This is a genomic window from Ruegeria sp. AI2 (assembly GCF_056541275.1).
This window is the reverse complement of the sequence record NZ_JBQFYB010000001.1, coordinates 877,139-891,856: the sequence shown is the minus strand read 5'-3', so window position 1 is coordinate 891,856 and position 14,718 is coordinate 877,139. Positions and strand designations below refer to the sequence as shown.

Genomic DNA, 14,718 nt, shown 5'->3' with positions numbered 1-14,718 from the left:
GACGGAGGGTAAGTCATGGCCGCTTTGGACCAGACCCAGGTAAAAGAAGGTGTCGATCAGGAAACCGTGGACGCGGTTCGCGAGGTCGGCACATACAAATATGGCTGGGACACCGATATCGAGATGGAATACGCGCCCAAAGGCGTGAACCCGGATATCGTCCGTCTGATCTCGGGGAAAAACGATGAGCCCGAGTGGATGACCGAATGGCGTCTGGCCGCGTTCGAGCGTTGGACCAAAATGGAAGAACCCAAATGGGCGATGGTTCACTATCCGCCAATCGATTTTCAAAACCAGTATTACTATGCCCGCCCCAAATCGATGGAAGAGAAGCCCAAATCTCTGGATGAGGTCGATCCAAAGCTGCTCGCCACTTACGAAAAGCTTGGTATCCCTCTGAAAGAACAGATGATTCTGGCTGGTGTTGAAGGTGCAGAGGATGCACCTGCCGAGGGCCGCAAGGTAGCGGTCGATGCAGTGTTTGACTCGGTTTCCGTGGGCACGACCTTTCAGGCCGAACTGAAAAAGGCAGGCGTGATCTTCTGCTCGATCTCTGAGGCGATCAAAGAGCATCCCGAATTGGTCAAGAAGTACCTGGGAACCGTGGTTCCGGTTTCAGACAACTTCTATGCGACACTGAACTCGGCCGTATTCTCGGATGGTTCGTTCGTCTACATCCCGCCGGGGGTTCGCTGCCCGATGGAGCTGAGCACCTATTTCCGGATCAACGCCGAAAATACCGGTCAGTTCGAACGCACCCTGATCATTGCTGACAAGGGCTCGTACGTCTCATATCTGGAAGGCTGTACCGCCCCCCAGCGCGACACGGCGCAACTGCATGCCGCTGTGGTCGAGATCATCGTCGAAGAAGATGCCGAGGTGAAATACTCGACCGTTCAGAACTGGTTTCCGGGGGATGAAAACGGCAAGGGTGGTATCTATAACTTCGTGACCAAACGCGCCGACTGCCGGGGTGATCGGTCTAAGGTGATGTGGACACAGGTGGAAACCGGATCGGCCGTGACATGGAAATACCCGTCCTGCATCCTGCGCGGCAATGAAAGCCAGGGTGAGTTCTATTCGATCGCGATAGCCAACAATTATCAGCAGGCCGACACCGGCACCAAGATGATTCATCTCGGCAGGAATACCAAGTCGCGCATCGTGTCCAAGGGCATCAGCGCGGGCAAGGCCCAGAACACCTATCGTGGGCTAGTGTCGATGCACCCGAAAGCCAAGGACAGCAGGAACTACACGCAGTGTGACAGTCTGCTGATCGGCGACAAATGCGGCGCACATACGGTTCCCTATATCGAGGTCAAGAACAACTCGAGCCGCGTTGAGCACGAGGCGACGACGTCAAAAGTTGATGACGATCAGCTGTTCTACTGCCGTCAGCGCGGCATGGACGAAGAAGAAGCCGTAGCGCTGGTGGTCAACGGGTTCTGCAAAGACGTGCTTCAGGCGCTTCCGATGGAGTTTGCGATGGAAGCACAGCAGTTGGTGGCCATCTCACTTGAAGGTTCGGTTGGGTGATGACGCGGTCACCCGGAACCCGCATCCGTAAGGATAATGTGCTGACCTGGCTTGGGTACACATTGCCGGTTCTGGGCGGTCTGCTTGGCGTGGCCTACGTCAACACCCATTACATGGAATTCATCAACCCGGTTTGGGCAGTAGGTGGCGGGGCGATCCTGGGTTGGATCATCGCCAGACTGATCCGCAGATTACTGGGCTAGAACAATACGGGGCCAAGGGCCCCTTGCGATACGCAAAAGGACAAAAAATGCTGGAAATCAAAAACCTGCACGTACAGCTTGAAGAAGAAGACAAACAGATCCTCAAAGGTGTAGACCTGACGGTCGAGGCTGGCAAGGTACACGCGATCATGGGGCCGAACGGGTCGGGCAAATCGACCCTCAGCTATGTTCTGTCGGGGCGCGACGGGTACGAAGTTACCGAAGGTTCGGCCACTCTGGACGGTCAGGACCTGCTGGAGATGGAACCGGAGGAACGCGCAGCAGCAGGTGTTTTCCTTGCCTTCCAATACCCGGTTGAAATCCCCGGAGTTGGCAACATGACGTTCCTGCGCACCGCAGTAAACGCGCAGCGCAAGGCCCGTAGAGAAGAGGAACTGTCTGCCGCAGACTTCCTGAAAGAAGTGCGTGCCAAGGCCAAGACGCTAAAGATCGACGCGGATATGCTTAAGCGCCCGGTCAATGTTGGTTTTTCGGGCGGTGAGAAAAAGCGTAACGAAATCCTGCAGATGGCTATGCTTGAACCGAAGATGTGCATCATGGACGAAACCGACTCGGGCCTTGATGTGGATGCGATGAAGCTGGTCGCCGAAGGTGTGAATGCCCTGCGGGACGAAGGCCGTGGGTTCCTGGTCATCACCCATTACCAGCGCTTGCTGGATCACATCAAACCTGACGTCGTGCACATCATGGCCGATGGCCGCATTGTCAAAACTGGAGGCCCGGATCTGGCGCTTGAGGTTGAAAACAACGGTTATGCCGACATTCTGGCCGAGGTGAACTGATGGCTTTGCCGCAAGCGAAACAAACCGCAACCGAGGCGCGTCTGGCTGCGCTGACCATGCCTGACGCGGGCTGCACCCGCGGTGCACGCGAAGACGCTCTGGCGCGTGTTCTGGAATCCGGGCTGCCGGGGCGCCGGGATGAGTATTGGAAATACACCCAGCCCGACAGTCTGATTTCTGCCGAGGCTTTGCCTGCGGCGGTGTTTGTCAATGATGAACCGGTACTTTTCAACGACCTCGACCGTTTGAAAATAGTCTTTGTCGACGGGGTGTTCAGCGCCGAGGAATCCGATGAGCTGTCGCTGGACGGTGTCAAGATCGACCGGATTGAAGACATCTGCTGCAAAGACATTCATTGGGCAAAAGACCTGTATGGCGTTCTGGAAGCGCGTGGCCAGTCCCCGGTTCAGCGCCCGTTGGCTGCATTGAACACGGCCTTTGCGTCGGATGGAGTTGCCATTCACGTTACGGGCAAACCCTCTAAACCGATCAACCTGATCTATCGTCATGCCTCACCGACATCCGACGCGATCCTGCATCACGTTATTCGTGTGGAAAGCGGGGCCGAGGTGACAGTTCTTGAATCCGGTCCGGCGGCGTCGCGTTTCAACAAATGCATCGAGATTGAAATCGCCGACAAGGGGACGTTGCATCATGTGCGGGCACAAGGCAGGGACCATGAACGTCGTGCCGCGACCCATATGTTCACACGTTTGGGGGCAGAGTCGGTCTACAAGTCCTTCACCTTGACAGCGAATGGGGTGCTGACCCGTAACGAACAGGTCGTTGAACTGACCGGGGACAATGCTGTGGCGCATGTGGCCGGGGCCTGTGTTGGGGATGGTGATTTCCACCATGATGACACGGTGTTCATCACCCATGACGCGGTAAATTGCGAAAGCCGTCAGGTCTTTAAGAAAGTGCTGCGCAACGGTGCGACCGGAGTGTTTCAGGGCAAGATCCTTGTAAAGGAAGGGGCTCAGAAAACTGATGGCTACCAAATCAGCCAATCGCTGCTTTTGGATGATGACAGCCAGTTCCTCGCCAAACCGGAGCTAGAGATCTACGCCGATGACGTGGCGTGTTCCCACGGCTCAACCTCGGGGGCGATTGACGAAACAGCGCTGTTCTATCTTCGGTCACGGGGTGTACCGGTCAAGGACGCGACCAACATGTTGACGCTGGCGTTCCTGGCCGAAGCGGTGGACGAAATCGAAGACAGTGCTTTGGCAGATGAAATCGTAAGCCGTCTGGAAGGGTGGCTGGCGCGTCGAAGCTGATGGCCCTGTCGTCGGATATCCTGGCAACGTACCGGGGGCCGGGGCGCGTGGTGCGCAGGCTTCTGGATATGGGCCAACGAGAAGACCGGGCGCTGATCTTTGTCATGGCTTTTTGTGTGGTGGCATTCATCGCCCAGATGCCTGGCCTTGCCCGTAAAGCGCATTTGGAAGGCGTTGAGCTGAATATGCTATTGGGTGGTGCTCTGCTTGGATCAGTGTTCATTCTGCCCTTGGTTTTTTACACGCTGGCACTGGTATCTCATTGGGCGGCACGCCTGTTTGGCGGGCAGGGAAGCGCCTATGGTGCGCGCCTGGCACTGTTCTGGGCGCTGTTGTCCTCTGCGCCGCTGGTTCTGCTGAACGGCCTTGTCGCCGGGTTCATCGGGCCAGGGCCTACCTTGACGTTTGTAGGTCTCGCCTGGGTTGCTGTTTTTGTCTGGTTCTGGGTATCAGGTCTCAGACAAGTGCAAAGGTCCGTCGCATGAATTCGAGTTTTCTGGGAAATCTGGCGGTCTTGACGATCAAGAACCCGGCCGAAGCGGCGCGTCAACTGATGGCGCTCAAGCTGGGGCGAGAAGTGCTTTGGCTGGCATTTGCGCTGGCCGTCGTTTTGAACTGCGTTGTCCAATTGGGAATTGATCTGTCGATAACAATGGCGGCAGGTCAACCCTCTCCTGCGCTCGAAAGCATTCCCATGGTTTTAGTGCGCTCGGCCGGGGCCATGATGCTGAGCATTGTCGCGTTCCTGTTGGTCGGGCGAATGCTTGGAGGTCTGGCGAAGTTCGATGATCTGATGGTTCTGACGATCTGGCTGCAATTCCTGCAAATAGCCGCCTTGGTCGTGACGCTGATCTTGAGCCTGACCCTACCGTTCCTGATGATGATGACATTGTTGGCGACAGCAATCCTGAGCCTTTACGTCACGCTTCATTTTCTGAACGAAGCGCATCAGCTCGGGTCGCTCTGGAAATCCTTTGCGGTAATTGTGTTGTCAGCCCTTGTCGCCATCCCTTTTGTTCTGTTTCTAAGCCCAACCGGGCCCGTCTAGGAATACCACTCTTATGTATGATGTGCAGAAAATCCGCTCTGACTTTCCGATCCTGTCGCGTCAGGTGAATGGCAAGCCTTTGACGTATCTCGACAATGGTGCTTCGGCTCAGAAACCTCAGGTGGTCATTGACGCGGTGACGCGAGCCTATGCCGAGGAGTATTCGAATGTCCATCGTGGCCTGCATTTTCTGTCCAATCTTGCGACAGAGAAATACGAGGCCGTTCGTGGCACGATCGCGCGGTTTCTGGGGGCATCGAACGAGAATGAGATCGTCCTGAACTCTGGTACCACCGAAGGGATAAACCTGATCGCCTATGGCTGGGCTATGCCGCGACTAGAAGCGGGGGATGAGATCGTTCTGAGTGTGATGGAGCACCATGCAAACATCGTACCCTGGCATTTCCTACGCGAACGACAGGGCGTTGTGCTGAAATGGGTCGATGTCGACGCAGAGGGCGGGCTTGACCCTCAGGCGGTAATCGATGCAATCGGGCCGAAAACCAAGCTGGTTGCTGTGACGCACTGCTCGAACGTGCTGGGTACGGTCGTGGATGTGAAAGCCATAACTAACGGCGCACATGCCAAGGGCGTTCCGGTTCTGGTTGATGGCAGTCAGGGTGCCGTTCACATGCCAGTAAATGTTGAAGAGATTGGGTGCGATTTCTACGCAATCACAGGCCACAAGCTTTATGGTCCGTCAGGGTCGGGTGCGATTTTCATCAAATCCGAACGCATGGCCGAGATGCGCCCCTTTATCGGTGGCGGCGACATGATCAAAGAGGTCAGCAAGGATCAGGTCATCTATAATGACCCGCCAATGAAGTTCGAGGCCGGCACGCCGGCGATCGTGCAGACGATCGGACTTGGCGTAGCGCTGGAGTATATGATGGACCTGGGGATGGAAAACATCGCTGCCCATGAATCCAGCTTGCGCGATTACGCGATGCGACGTCTGACCGGACTGAACTGGTTGCAGGTTCAGGGCACTCGCCCGGACAAGGCAGCGATTTTCAGCTTTACGCTGGACGGTGCTGGCCATGCACACGACGTTTCTACCATTCTCGACAAGAAAGGTGTTGCGGTTCGTGCCGGTCACCACTGTGCAGGGCCGCTGATGGACCACCTGGGGGTGACGGCAACATGCCGCGCCAGCTTTGGTCTCTATAACACTACCGATGAAGTAGATACGCTGATCGAAGCGCTTGAATTGGCGCATGATCTGTTTGCCTGATTTTGGTCTTGATAAGGGTGCGGCAATCGCGATTTGCAGTTGCACCCGGATTGGAACAAGGTTAGCTAACGGCCAAGGCACCTGTAGCTCAGCTGGATAGAGCGCTGCCCTCCGAAGGCAGAGGCCAGAGGTTCGAATCCTCTCAGGTGCGCCACCCAATATTCAACGTCGGATTGAAATCGGAAGCCCTGAACAGTGGACTTGTCGATTGGATTGCTTAATGCGTTGATCGTGCAGTCATCACAACGGCCCATGAGTGCAAAAATACTGCTGAGTTGCAGTATTTGAGGGAGGGATTCGCTGTCGGGTATCGGGAGTTATTGTAGTAGCTGATTTGGCGGCTCTGCCGCCAATCGCCACGAATGTTAGAAAACCGAGTGGGAAACTCAGTCAGTCAAAAGTTCCAAACAGAACCGATGTGTTCAGGTTTTACCCGCGCCAGGTGCGAACCACGCCGCAATCCATGTGTACGAAGTTCGATCCATAATACTGACCAACACCGCCTGCGCGGCACGACATCGCCGCCTTGGCCATCTGCGATACCGAGCGGGAGGCAAGGCGCAAATCAGCTGCTTGCCCTTCCATGTGAAGCGAGTTGCGCGCCACACGGCGGGACCGGGAACGCAGCATTGCGTTGGTCTGAGGTGAGCGATAGCCGGACAACAGCATGTAGGGTTCGTTGACATCCAGCAGGCTGTGTGATGCCGCCATGATATCAATCGTGCGTAAATCGATGGATTTTACCTGATCTGTGCGCCAATCACGCATGAAGTTGTTCACTTCTTTGACAGCGTCTTTGATATACTTACCATCGACCCAATAGATCATATCCAACCGTTCGCCAGTGCGACCGGAATACATACGAATGCGACGGATGTCGCCGCCACCGCGTAAAAAGCCTGCTGCGTTGGAGTAGGTGGGGGCTGCTGCGACTGCCGTTGCTGCAAACGCTCCCAATAGGGCACGTCGGGTCAAGCCCGAGGAACTGCTCTCAGTCATTTTGGTTTCGTCCCGTACTGTTCCTGCCTGCACACGATGTTACGTGCACTGTCTTAATTATTCCCATCCCAGATGCGGGATTTATGGCACAATCGGAATCGACGGCCAAGAAGTGTTTCATCTTCACCTTTTCAAGGGGGAATTTTCGGCAGTTTTTTGCGCATTTGTCACAGAGCATCACAAATATTTCGCAGTTGTGGGCTTTGGGCCGCGCAGCCGATGCAAACGCGCATCAGGCCCACGAAGAAGCGATTTGGTAAGGATATCGTGAGTGGACAAGCGTTCTGGCGCGACTGCATAGTTGTTCGACGTATAAATCACCAGTTCAACCTATTGAATTCCAAGGCTATCCTATGTTTTCTGTTCTCCGCACCAGTACCAGCATCCTGTTTGCCGCGTGTTTCGTTGCTACCGCATCCGTCGCCAATGCGTCGTCCGAAGCTGCGCCAGGAACTGCGTTTCAGATGGCGATGGCTGAACATACTCAGCAGGCGCCGCAACTGGTTGAGTTCTACCGGGCGAACGGATTTTCGCCGCTTTGGGTCGGCGATACGCCTGAACACACTCAACGCCGGGCGGCGCTGATCAAGGCGCTTACGACTGGGCATCTGCACGGCCTTCCACAGGCCGAGCCAATTGTTGCTGCCATGATGGAAAAGATGGAAAGGGCCCGTTCGGCGCGCGATCTCGGTGCGGTTGAAGCAGAACTTAGCCGTATCTTTGTCGAATATGCTGACGCGCTTTATGCGGGCGCAATCCGGCCCGGCAGTGTGGATGATGGGCTGGTTCGGTCCGTAGAACGACGCAGCACTGTTGAGCATTTGCAGGGAATAAGCACTCAAGGCGCGGCCTACTTTACAGTCTTGGCGCCGCAATCACATCAATACCGCGCATTGATGAAGCAGAAGTTGTCCTTGGAAAAGCTTGTGTTTCAAGGGGGATGGGGGCCAACAGTTCCCGAAAGCAAACTGGAATACGGCGACACGGGACCGAATGTTGTCAAGCTGCGCGACCGTCTGGTGGTGATGGGTTACATGAAACCGTCCGCCAGCCCGTCTTTCGACAGCGCGTTGCTTGAAGGCGTTCGTGCCTTTCAATCCGCGCATGGGCTTGAAACCGATGGTGTGGCGGGCAAGGGGACGATTGCCGAAATTAACCGTCCAGCCACAGACCGGTTAAAAGCCGTTTACGTTGCGTTGGAACGCGAACGCTGGCTGCCTCGGGAACGCGGCACGCGCCATATCCTTGTGAACCAAGCCGATTTCACGGCCAAGATCGTGGACGACGGGCAAGTCACTTTTGAAACCCGCGCAGTCATCGGTAAAAATGTGCATGATCGCAGAAGTCCGGAATTTTCGGATGAGATGGAGCATATGGTGATCAACCCAAGCTGGCATGTTCCCCGCTCGATTGTGACCAAGGAATACCTGCCGAAACTGCAATCAAACCCGAATTCCGTGGGCCATATTCTGATTACTGACAGAAGCGGCAGGCAGGTCGATCGGGGTGCGGTTGACTTTACCCAGTTCACGACCAGAAATTTTCCCTTCGCAATGCGTCAACCGCCCAGTCAAAGCAATGCGCTGGGTCTGGTGAAGTTCATGTTCCCCAATAAGCACAACATCTATCTTCATGATACTCCACAGAAAAACCTGTTCTCGCGTGAGGTTCGGGCCTTTTCACATGGGTGTATCCGCTTGGCCCAGCCCTTTGAATTTGCATACGCCTTGCTGGCCAAACAAGAGGAAGATCCAAAGGCATTCTTCCATCGCGTTCTGAACACCGGAAAAGAGACCAAAGTTAATTTGGAACAGAAAGTTCCGGTGCATCTGATTTACCGCACGGCCTATGTCGGGCCCAAAGGCGAAGTGCAGTATCGTCGCGATGTCTATGGGCGGGACGGCAAGATTTGGGAAGCCTTGCAAAAGGCAGGGGTGGCCCTGCCGGACGTTCAGGGATAAGCACAGGGCAAATCCTGCCAAAAGGAAGCCCGCCATGCAGTTTACCGTACAACAGATCGCCGAGTCTCTGGGTGCCGAATGTCAGGGCGATGGCGGCCTGACGATTGTGCGCGCCGCCGAACCGGGCGATGCAGGCCCGACAGATCTGGCGATGGCTATGTCTCCGAAATACGCCGAGGCGCTTACCAACGGAGCCGCTCGTGCGGCCGTCCTATGGGAAGGGGCCGACTGGCAGGCGATGGGATTGCGTGCGGCGATTTTTGTAAAACGTCCCCGTATGGCGATGGCTGGCATCACTTCCATGCTGGACCGGGGGCAGGGTGTCGAACCGGGGATTCACCCCTCGGCCGTGATCGACCCGACCGCTGAAATTGGTCTGGATGTGGCGATTGGTCCGTTGGTTGTTGTGGGCGCGCGCGCCCGGATCGGCGCGGGCTCTGTCATAGGGGCACATTGCGCGGTGGGAATGGACGCCATATTGGGCGACCAGGCAGTGTTGCGCGAAATGGTCAGCATTGGCGCACGGGCGCAGATCGGAGATCGTTTTATTGCGCAACCCGGTGCCCGGATCGGCGGGGACGGGTTCAGTTTTGTAACACCCGAAGTCTCGGGCGTCGAAAATGTACGCAAGACAATGGGCGATCAGGGTGAGGCCAAAGCTCAGAGCTGGCTGCGCATTCATTCGCTGGGCGCTGTGGAAATCGGTGATGACGTCGAAATTGGTGCGAATTGCACAATCGACAATGGCACGATCCGAAATACGTATATTGGCCACGGTTCCAAGTTGGATAACCTGGTCCATGTCGGGCACAACACCCGAGTCGGTCAGGACTGCCTGTTGTGCGGTCAGACTGGTGTGTCGGGTTCGGTTGAGATCGGAAACAACGTGGTTCTGGGCGGTCAGACCGGCGTTGTCGACAACATATTCATCGGGGATGGGGTTATTGCCGGAGGCGGCACCAAGATACTGTCCAACGTGCCCGCTGGTCGCGTGATCATGGGGTATCCCGGCGTCAAAATGGAAACGCATACGGACATCTACAAGGCACAACGGCGTTTGCCCCGTATGGCACGCGACGTCGAGGCATTGAAAAAGGCTGTTTTCAAACAGACCCCGAGCGATTAAATCAACCTCAAACTGATAATCAGGGGATCGACATGAGCATCAGCGACCGCGTCATCGCGATCATTGCAGAGCAGGCCGTTCTGGAGCCATCGGATGTAACGCCCGAAAGCACGCTGGAAGATCTGGGTATCGACAGCCTCGGGCTGGTCGAAAGCATATTTGCCATCGAGGAAGAGTTCGACATTTCGATTCCTTTCAATGCCAACGAGCCCGAGGCCAATGACTTCGATATCTCCAATGTGGCCGCGATCATCTCTGGGATCGAAAAGCTTGTGTCGGAAAAGGTCTGACACACGCTCATGAAACGCGTTGTCATTACCGGAGCAGGTACGATCAATTCGCTGGGCCATTCGGTCCCTGACACGCTGGAAGCAATGCGCGAAGGTCGTTGTGGTATTTCGGAACTTGAATTCCGGGATGTTGATCGGTTGGCCATCAAGATCGGCGGACAGGTCCGGGGTTTCGAGGCGGAAGGGCGGTTCAACCGACAGCAGATGTCGCTGTACGACCGCTTCACCCAATTCACCCTGACGGCAGCCAAAGAGGCGATTGAACAGTCGGGTATCGAATTTCACGGCGAACTGGCGGCCAGATCAGGCGTCGTTCTGGGGACCGCAGGCGGTGGTGTTTCAACCTGGGATGACAATTACCGTTCCGTTTATGAGGACGGGAAGAACAGGGTACACCCCTTTGTCGTTCCAAAGCTCATGAATAATGCAGCCGCCAGTCATGTCTCAATGGAACACAACCTGAAGGGCCCCAGTTTCACCGTGTCGACGGCATGTGCGTCATCAAACCATGCGATGGCTCAGGCTTTTCAGATGGTGCGTAGTGGCGCGGCTCCGGTCATGGTTACGGGCGGGTCCGAATCTATGTTGTGTTTCGGCGGTGTAAAAGCCTGGGAAGGTCTGCGCGTGATGTCGAAAGACGCGTGCCGCCCGTTCAGTGCCAACCGCAACGGAATGGTGCAGGGCGAAGGGGCTGGCGTCTTTGTCTTTGAGGAATACGAACACGCCCGCGCCCGAGGGGCCGAAATACTGTGCGAAGTTGTCGGCTTTGCCATGTCATCGGATGCCTCGGACATTGTGATGCCCAGCAAACAAGGGGCCGCGCGTGCCATGGCCGGTGCCTTGGCCGATGCGAAGCTGAACGCAAAAGATGTGGGTTATATCAACGCGCATGGTACCGGAACAGCTGCAAATGACAAAACCGAATGCGCAGCCGTGGCCGACGTGTTTGGGCCGCACGCAGACGATCTGATGATATCGTCCACGAAGTCCATGCACGGCCACCTGATAGGCGGGACCGGAGCTGTTGAGCTGCTGGCCTGCATCATGGCACTGCGGGACGGTGTCATTGCACCGACGATTGGATATGAGGAACCGGACCCGGAATGCGCGTTGGACGTGGTACCGAACGAAGCACGCGAAGCAAAGGTCGACGTCGCGCTTAGCAACGCATTCGCCTTTGGTGGGTTGAATGCCGTACTGGCCCTGAAGCGGGTTTAGTGAAAAAGCCGCCGTTGTTAATACGGCGGCTTCCACGGATGTTTTTTCTTAGTTTGTGTTGACGTTCAGAGCGTCAAAGCCCGATGTGAAGCCGGAGAGCGACATGTCCATTTCAAGAACCTGATCCGGGAAACGGGCGGGAACCAGTGAAAACGTCGCTTTGGTACCAGCTTTCATCGCGTCGATATCCCCTTGGCTTAGACCCAGTTGCGCGATGCAGCCCACGGGAACGCATTGGTGATAGTTGTACAACTTACGCGGCGCGCCATCGATTGACAGGGCCAGTTGCGCTTGCAGCAAAGTTTCGAGGGGTACGATCACATTTGCCCAAGCAACGGCGGCACCACCTTCCGGCAGTTTCCCGATGGATACTTCTGCGATCGGATCCCCATTTTTACCCTCCAGAACCTGAACGATGGCGCAAGGATCCTCGCCTTCCTGTGCCTTGATACAGGATACGTCCCAATCGCCGAATTCTTCCTTTACGAACTGTTCTCCGACCCGGGGGCCTTCCTGACCAAGGTCCAGACCGGCGTCTGGCGCGGTTGTGGTTGTGTCTTGTGCATACGCTGCGCCGGATAGCAGAACAGCGGCGACCGTGTTGAACGAGAGGATTTTCTTGAACATGAATGCCTCGGGTTGATGATTGATCTTTTTGCTTCGTTTAACACTCTTCTGAACCAGTGTCAGGCACTAACAGAACAGCCTTTTTGAACGTGAACGGATTCTTGCCTGAGGCCTGGAACCGCACCTTCGGAGGTTAGAAAAAGGGAGCTGTTCGACCAGCTCCCTTCCCCATAAGTTTCTCCCCGTCGGACTGGCCGACTTATTTATGCGCAAACCCTACGGAAGGGGCGCACACGGGTCAACAGCTATCCTCATTTTTTAATCTATGCGCCAGAATAATAATCCGATGGCCAAACCAAAAAGGCCGTGCCAGCAGGCACGGCCAGTCGACAGGGAGGAAGTCTGCCCCGCAATGCAAGGCAAATAGACTATCGCAGTCAAATGTTAACTTTGTATGCTGGCGGCAGATCGGTGAACAATAAGGCAATGTTAATGGGCACGAATATCTTTTTGGGCGGTGGCGGTAAAAACTATGGCCAGCCGCAGGAACTGGCTTTGAAATATGCCAACCGCCACGGGTTGATTGCCGGGGCAACTGGTACCGGCAAAACCGTGACATTGCAGATTCTTGCAGAAGGTTTTTCTCAGGCGGGTGTCCCGGTATTCCTCTCGGATGTGAAAGGGGATCTGTCTGGTCTGGCCCTTCCCGGAAGCGAGGCCCACAAACTGCATCAGGCCTTTCAGGACCGGGCCAGCCGGATCGGGTTCGAGGATTTTGCCTATTCTGCGTGCCCGGTGACATTCTGGGATTTGTTCGGTGAACAGGGCCATCCCGTGCGTACGACGGTGACAGAAATGGGCCCGCTGTTGCTGTCGCGGTTACTGGAGTTGAGCGAGGCGCAGGAAGGTATCCTAAATATCGTATTCCGCGTGGCCGACGAAGAAGGGATGCCGTTGCTGGACCTTAAGGACCTACAGGCGCTGCTGGTCTGGATAGGAGAGAATCGGGCGCAACTGTCATTGCGATATGGCAATGTATCCACGTCATCAATCGGGGCAATCCAGCGACGTCTGTTGGTCCTCGAGAATCAGGGCGGAACAAAATTGTTTGGCGAACCGGCGCTGGATCTGGCCGATCTGATGCGAACTGACGAAGCCGGGCAGGGGATGGTGAACATTCTGGCATCAGACCAGCTGATGGCAGCCCCACGGCTATATGCAACGTTCCTGTTGTGGCTGTTGAGTGAACTGTTCGAAGAGCTGCCAGAGGTCGGAGACCCCGAAAAACCAAAGCTGGTGTTCTTTTTTGACGAAGCCCATCTGTTGTTCGACGATGCGCCAAAGGTTCTGGTGGACAAGGTCGAACAGGTCGCCCGCCTGATCCGTTCAAAGGGTGTGGGTGTATACTTCATCACTCAGAGCCCCGGTGATATCCCGGAAGATATTCTTGGACAGCTGGGCAACCGTATACAGCACGCATTAAGGGCATTCACGGCGCGGGACAGAAAGAACCTACGGCTGGCCGCTGAAACCTATCGCGAGAACCCGACTTTTGACACGGAAACGGCAATTCGCGAAGTCGGTGTGGGGGAGGCCGTCACTTCCATGCTGCAAAAGAAAGGTGTTCCGGGCGTGGTCGAGCGTACACTTATTCGGCCGCCGGGATCTCAGCTGGGGCCTATTTCAGATGCCGAACGCCGGGATATCCTTGCCGCCTCAGCGATGTCAGGGAAATACGACAAGAGCATAGATCGAAAATCTGCCTTCGAGATTCTTCAGGCGCGGGCCCAAGCTGCGGCCATTGCAGCGGAACGGGCCGAGTCCGACGAAGTTCTTGAAGCGCAATCGCCGATCGAACGCGAATACTCTTCGGCCCGCAGATATTCGGGCAGCCGGGTCGGCCGGTCCTCCTCCCGGGGTGAGCGCAAGCAGGACACGTTTGCCACGGCAATGACCGAAGCGGTGATCAAAGAGCTTAAGGGCACAACCGGGCGCCGGATCGTGCGCGGTATCCTCGGCGGATTGTTTCGCAACAGGTAAAAACGTAGCGTCCTTGGTGGGCGCTACAGCGTTTACTTCAGTCGGCGTTGGCCTTCCTGGCGACAATAGGCGTCAGCCTCGGGAACAGACATCTTCGTGGCTGGGAAGTCGATTGCACGGTCCCAGGTCACGCGATCCTGACGATACAACTGACAGGTCACGACACCTTTAGGTGTCTGAACCTTGACGGGCGTCGTCTCAAGATCTTCGGGGCTGGGGACACAAGCGGATACCGCAACCGCAATAGCCGGAAACAGAATGAGTGATTTCAGATGTGGTGCTTTCATTTTCTACTCTTATCTACTCGTCTTGTTGATCGATTGAAACGGCATAGGCGAGGGTGAGTGCCAGCAACCTGCCGCAAATCGAAAACACTGTGGTGGGTTCGTTTATTCAGAAAAACCTTAAGATTC

At 55.7% G+C, this 14,718-nt stretch carries 15 protein-coding genes and 1 tRNA gene; 13 read left to right on the top strand and 3 right to left on the bottom strand.

From position 1 onward, the window contains the following. The first annotated feature begins 15 nt into the window (after positions 1–15). The 8 genes from sufB (at position 16) to ACR0LL_RS04410 (ending at position 6,258) form a co-directional block, all read left to right on the top strand. Positions 16–1,536: a Fe-S cluster assembly protein SufB gene (sufB, locus tag ACR0LL_RS04445; RefSeq protein ID WP_267365773.1), complete on the top strand. Its 1,521-nt coding sequence runs from the start codon at positions 16–18 to the stop codon at positions 1,534–1,536. Next, entirely contained in the window at positions 1,536–1,739 is a 204-nt protein-coding gene (locus ACR0LL_RS04440) for a hypothetical protein (RefSeq protein ID WP_480505146.1), read from the top strand. Before sufB ends, ACR0LL_RS04440 begins: the two co-directional genes overlap by 1 nt. A 47-nt stretch (positions 1,740–1,786) precedes the next feature. Next, positions 1,787–2,542: a Fe-S cluster assembly ATPase SufC gene (sufC, locus tag ACR0LL_RS04435; RefSeq protein WP_480584282.1), complete on the top strand. Its 756-nt coding sequence runs from the start codon at positions 1,787–1,789 to the stop codon at positions 2,540–2,542. Beyond that, entirely contained in the window at positions 2,542–3,822 is a 1,281-nt protein-coding gene (gene sufD / locus ACR0LL_RS04430; RefSeq protein WP_480584280.1) for a Fe-S cluster assembly protein SufD, read from the top strand. Before sufC ends, sufD begins: the two co-directional genes overlap by 1 nt. Further along, positions 3,822–4,307, top strand: coding sequence for a YIP1 family protein (locus ACR0LL_RS04425; RefSeq protein ID WP_267365776.1), 486 nt, complete (start codon positions 3,822–3,824; stop codon positions 4,305–4,307). The genes sufD and ACR0LL_RS04425 overlap by 1 nt, the downstream gene beginning before the upstream one ends. Then, positions 4,304–4,870 (top strand): YIP1 family protein, encoded by a 567-nt coding sequence (locus ACR0LL_RS04420; protein WP_480584278.1) that lies wholly within the window; start codon positions 4,304–4,306, stop codon positions 4,868–4,870. The genes ACR0LL_RS04425 and ACR0LL_RS04420 overlap by 4 nt, the downstream gene beginning before the upstream one ends. 13 nt (positions 4,871–4,883) lie before the next feature. Beyond that, positions 4,884–6,104: a cysteine desulfurase gene (locus ACR0LL_RS04415; RefSeq protein ID WP_480584276.1), complete on the top strand. Its 1,221-nt coding sequence runs from the start codon at positions 4,884–4,886 to the stop codon at positions 6,102–6,104. Between the two features lie 77 nt (positions 6,105–6,181). Further along, positions 6,182–6,258 (top strand) — tRNA-Arg (locus ACR0LL_RS04410). 275 nt (positions 6,259–6,533) lie between these two features. Here ACR0LL_RS04410 and mepK read toward each other — a convergent pair. Continuing rightward, positions 6,534–7,103: a peptidoglycan L,D-endopeptidase MepK gene (mepK, locus tag ACR0LL_RS04405; protein ID WP_480584274.1), complete on the bottom strand. Its 570-nt coding sequence runs from the start codon at positions 7,101–7,103 to the stop codon at positions 6,534–6,536. 353 nt (positions 7,104–7,456) lie between these two features. On the opposite strand from mepK, the gene ACR0LL_RS04400 reads away from it, so the two are divergent. From ACR0LL_RS04400 to ACR0LL_RS04385, 4 genes are read left to right on the top strand one after another with little or no spacing between them, the layout of a single operon-like run. Further along, positions 7,457–9,064 carry a L,D-transpeptidase family protein gene (locus tag ACR0LL_RS04400; protein WP_480584272.1) on the top strand — a complete coding sequence of 536 codons (1,608 nt, stop codon included), beginning with the start codon at positions 7,457–7,459 and terminating at the stop codon, positions 9,062–9,064. A 34-nt stretch (positions 9,065–9,098) separates the two neighbouring features. Further along, positions 9,099–10,190 (top strand): UDP-3-O-(3-hydroxymyristoyl)glucosamine N-acyltransferase, encoded by a 1,092-nt coding sequence (locus ACR0LL_RS04395; protein WP_480584270.1) that lies wholly within the window; start codon positions 9,099–9,101, stop codon positions 10,188–10,190. 32 nt (positions 10,191–10,222) lie between these two features. Then, positions 10,223–10,480, top strand: coding sequence for an acyl carrier protein (locus ACR0LL_RS04390; RefSeq protein ID WP_171723262.1), 258 nt, complete (start codon positions 10,223–10,225; stop codon positions 10,478–10,480). A 9-nt stretch (positions 10,481–10,489) separates the two neighbouring features. Then, positions 10,490–11,698 carry a beta-ketoacyl-[acyl-carrier-protein] synthase family protein gene (locus ACR0LL_RS04385; RefSeq protein WP_267366704.1) on the top strand — a complete coding sequence of 403 codons (1,209 nt, stop codon included), beginning with the start codon at positions 10,490–10,492 and terminating at the stop codon, positions 11,696–11,698. Positions 11,699–11,746: 48 nt separating this feature from the next. Here the strand turns inward: ACR0LL_RS04385 and ACR0LL_RS04380 are convergent, their stop codons facing one another. Further along, the gene (locus ACR0LL_RS04380) at positions 11,747–12,325 is read right to left on the bottom strand and encodes an invasion associated locus B family protein (RefSeq protein WP_480480900.1); all 579 of its coding nucleotides are present in this window, start codon (positions 12,323–12,325) and stop codon (positions 11,747–11,749) included. A gap of 432 nt (positions 12,326–12,757) precedes the next feature. Between ACR0LL_RS04380 and ACR0LL_RS04375 the strand changes: the two genes are divergently transcribed. Next, entirely contained in the window at positions 12,758–14,305 is a 1,548-nt protein-coding gene (locus ACR0LL_RS04375) for a helicase HerA-like domain-containing protein (RefSeq protein ID WP_480584268.1), read from the top strand. Positions 14,306–14,337: 32 nt separating this feature from the next. Here ACR0LL_RS04375 and ACR0LL_RS04370 read toward each other — a convergent pair whose 3' ends face one another. Beyond that, positions 14,338–14,592, bottom strand: coding sequence for a hypothetical protein (locus ACR0LL_RS04370; RefSeq protein WP_209503910.1), 255 nt, complete (start codon positions 14,590–14,592; stop codon positions 14,338–14,340). Positions 14,593–14,718 lie beyond the last annotated feature (126 nt).

What these genes read in the sequence shown, in the direction of transcription:
- sufB (WP_267365773.1), top strand. Translation starts at nt 16, where the DNA reads ATGGCCGCTTTGGACCAGACCCAGGTAAAAGAAGGTGTCGATCAGGAA.
- ACR0LL_RS04440 (WP_480505146.1), top strand. Translation starts at nt 1,536, where the DNA reads ATGACGCGGTCACCCGGAACCCGCATCCGTAAGGATAATGTGCTGACC.
- sufC (WP_480584282.1), top strand. Translation starts at nt 1,787, where the DNA reads ATGCTGGAAATCAAAAACCTGCACGTACAGCTTGAAGAAGAAGACAAA.
- sufD (WP_480584280.1), top strand. Translation starts at nt 2,542, where the DNA reads ATGGCTTTGCCGCAAGCGAAACAAACCGCAACCGAGGCGCGTCTGGCT.
- ACR0LL_RS04425 (WP_267365776.1), top strand. Translation starts at nt 3,822, where the DNA reads ATGGCCCTGTCGTCGGATATCCTGGCAACGTACCGGGGGCCGGGGCGC.
- ACR0LL_RS04420 (WP_480584278.1), top strand. Translation starts at nt 4,304, where the DNA reads ATGAATTCGAGTTTTCTGGGAAATCTGGCGGTCTTGACGATCAAGAAC.
- ACR0LL_RS04415 (WP_480584276.1), top strand. Translation starts at nt 4,884, where the DNA reads ATGTATGATGTGCAGAAAATCCGCTCTGACTTTCCGATCCTGTCGCGT.
- mepK (WP_480584274.1), bottom strand. Translation starts at nt 7,103, where the DNA reads ATGACTGAGAGCAGTTCCTCGGGCTTGACCCGACGTGCCCTATTGGGA.
- ACR0LL_RS04400 (WP_480584272.1), top strand. Translation starts at nt 7,457, where the DNA reads ATGTTTTCTGTTCTCCGCACCAGTACCAGCATCCTGTTTGCCGCGTGT.
- ACR0LL_RS04395 (WP_480584270.1), top strand. Translation starts at nt 9,099, where the DNA reads ATGCAGTTTACCGTACAACAGATCGCCGAGTCTCTGGGTGCCGAATGT.
- ACR0LL_RS04390 (WP_171723262.1), top strand. Translation starts at nt 10,223, where the DNA reads ATGAGCATCAGCGACCGCGTCATCGCGATCATTGCAGAGCAGGCCGTT.
- ACR0LL_RS04385 (WP_267366704.1), top strand. Translation starts at nt 10,490, where the DNA reads ATGAAACGCGTTGTCATTACCGGAGCAGGTACGATCAATTCGCTGGGC.
- ACR0LL_RS04380 (WP_480480900.1), bottom strand. Translation starts at nt 12,325, where the DNA reads ATGTTCAAGAAAATCCTCTCGTTCAACACGGTCGCCGCTGTTCTGCTA.
- ACR0LL_RS04375 (WP_480584268.1), top strand. Translation starts at nt 12,758, where the DNA reads ATGGGCACGAATATCTTTTTGGGCGGTGGCGGTAAAAACTATGGCCAG.
- ACR0LL_RS04370 (WP_209503910.1), bottom strand. Translation starts at nt 14,592, where the DNA reads ATGAAAGCACCACATCTGAAATCACTCATTCTGTTTCCGGCTATTGCG.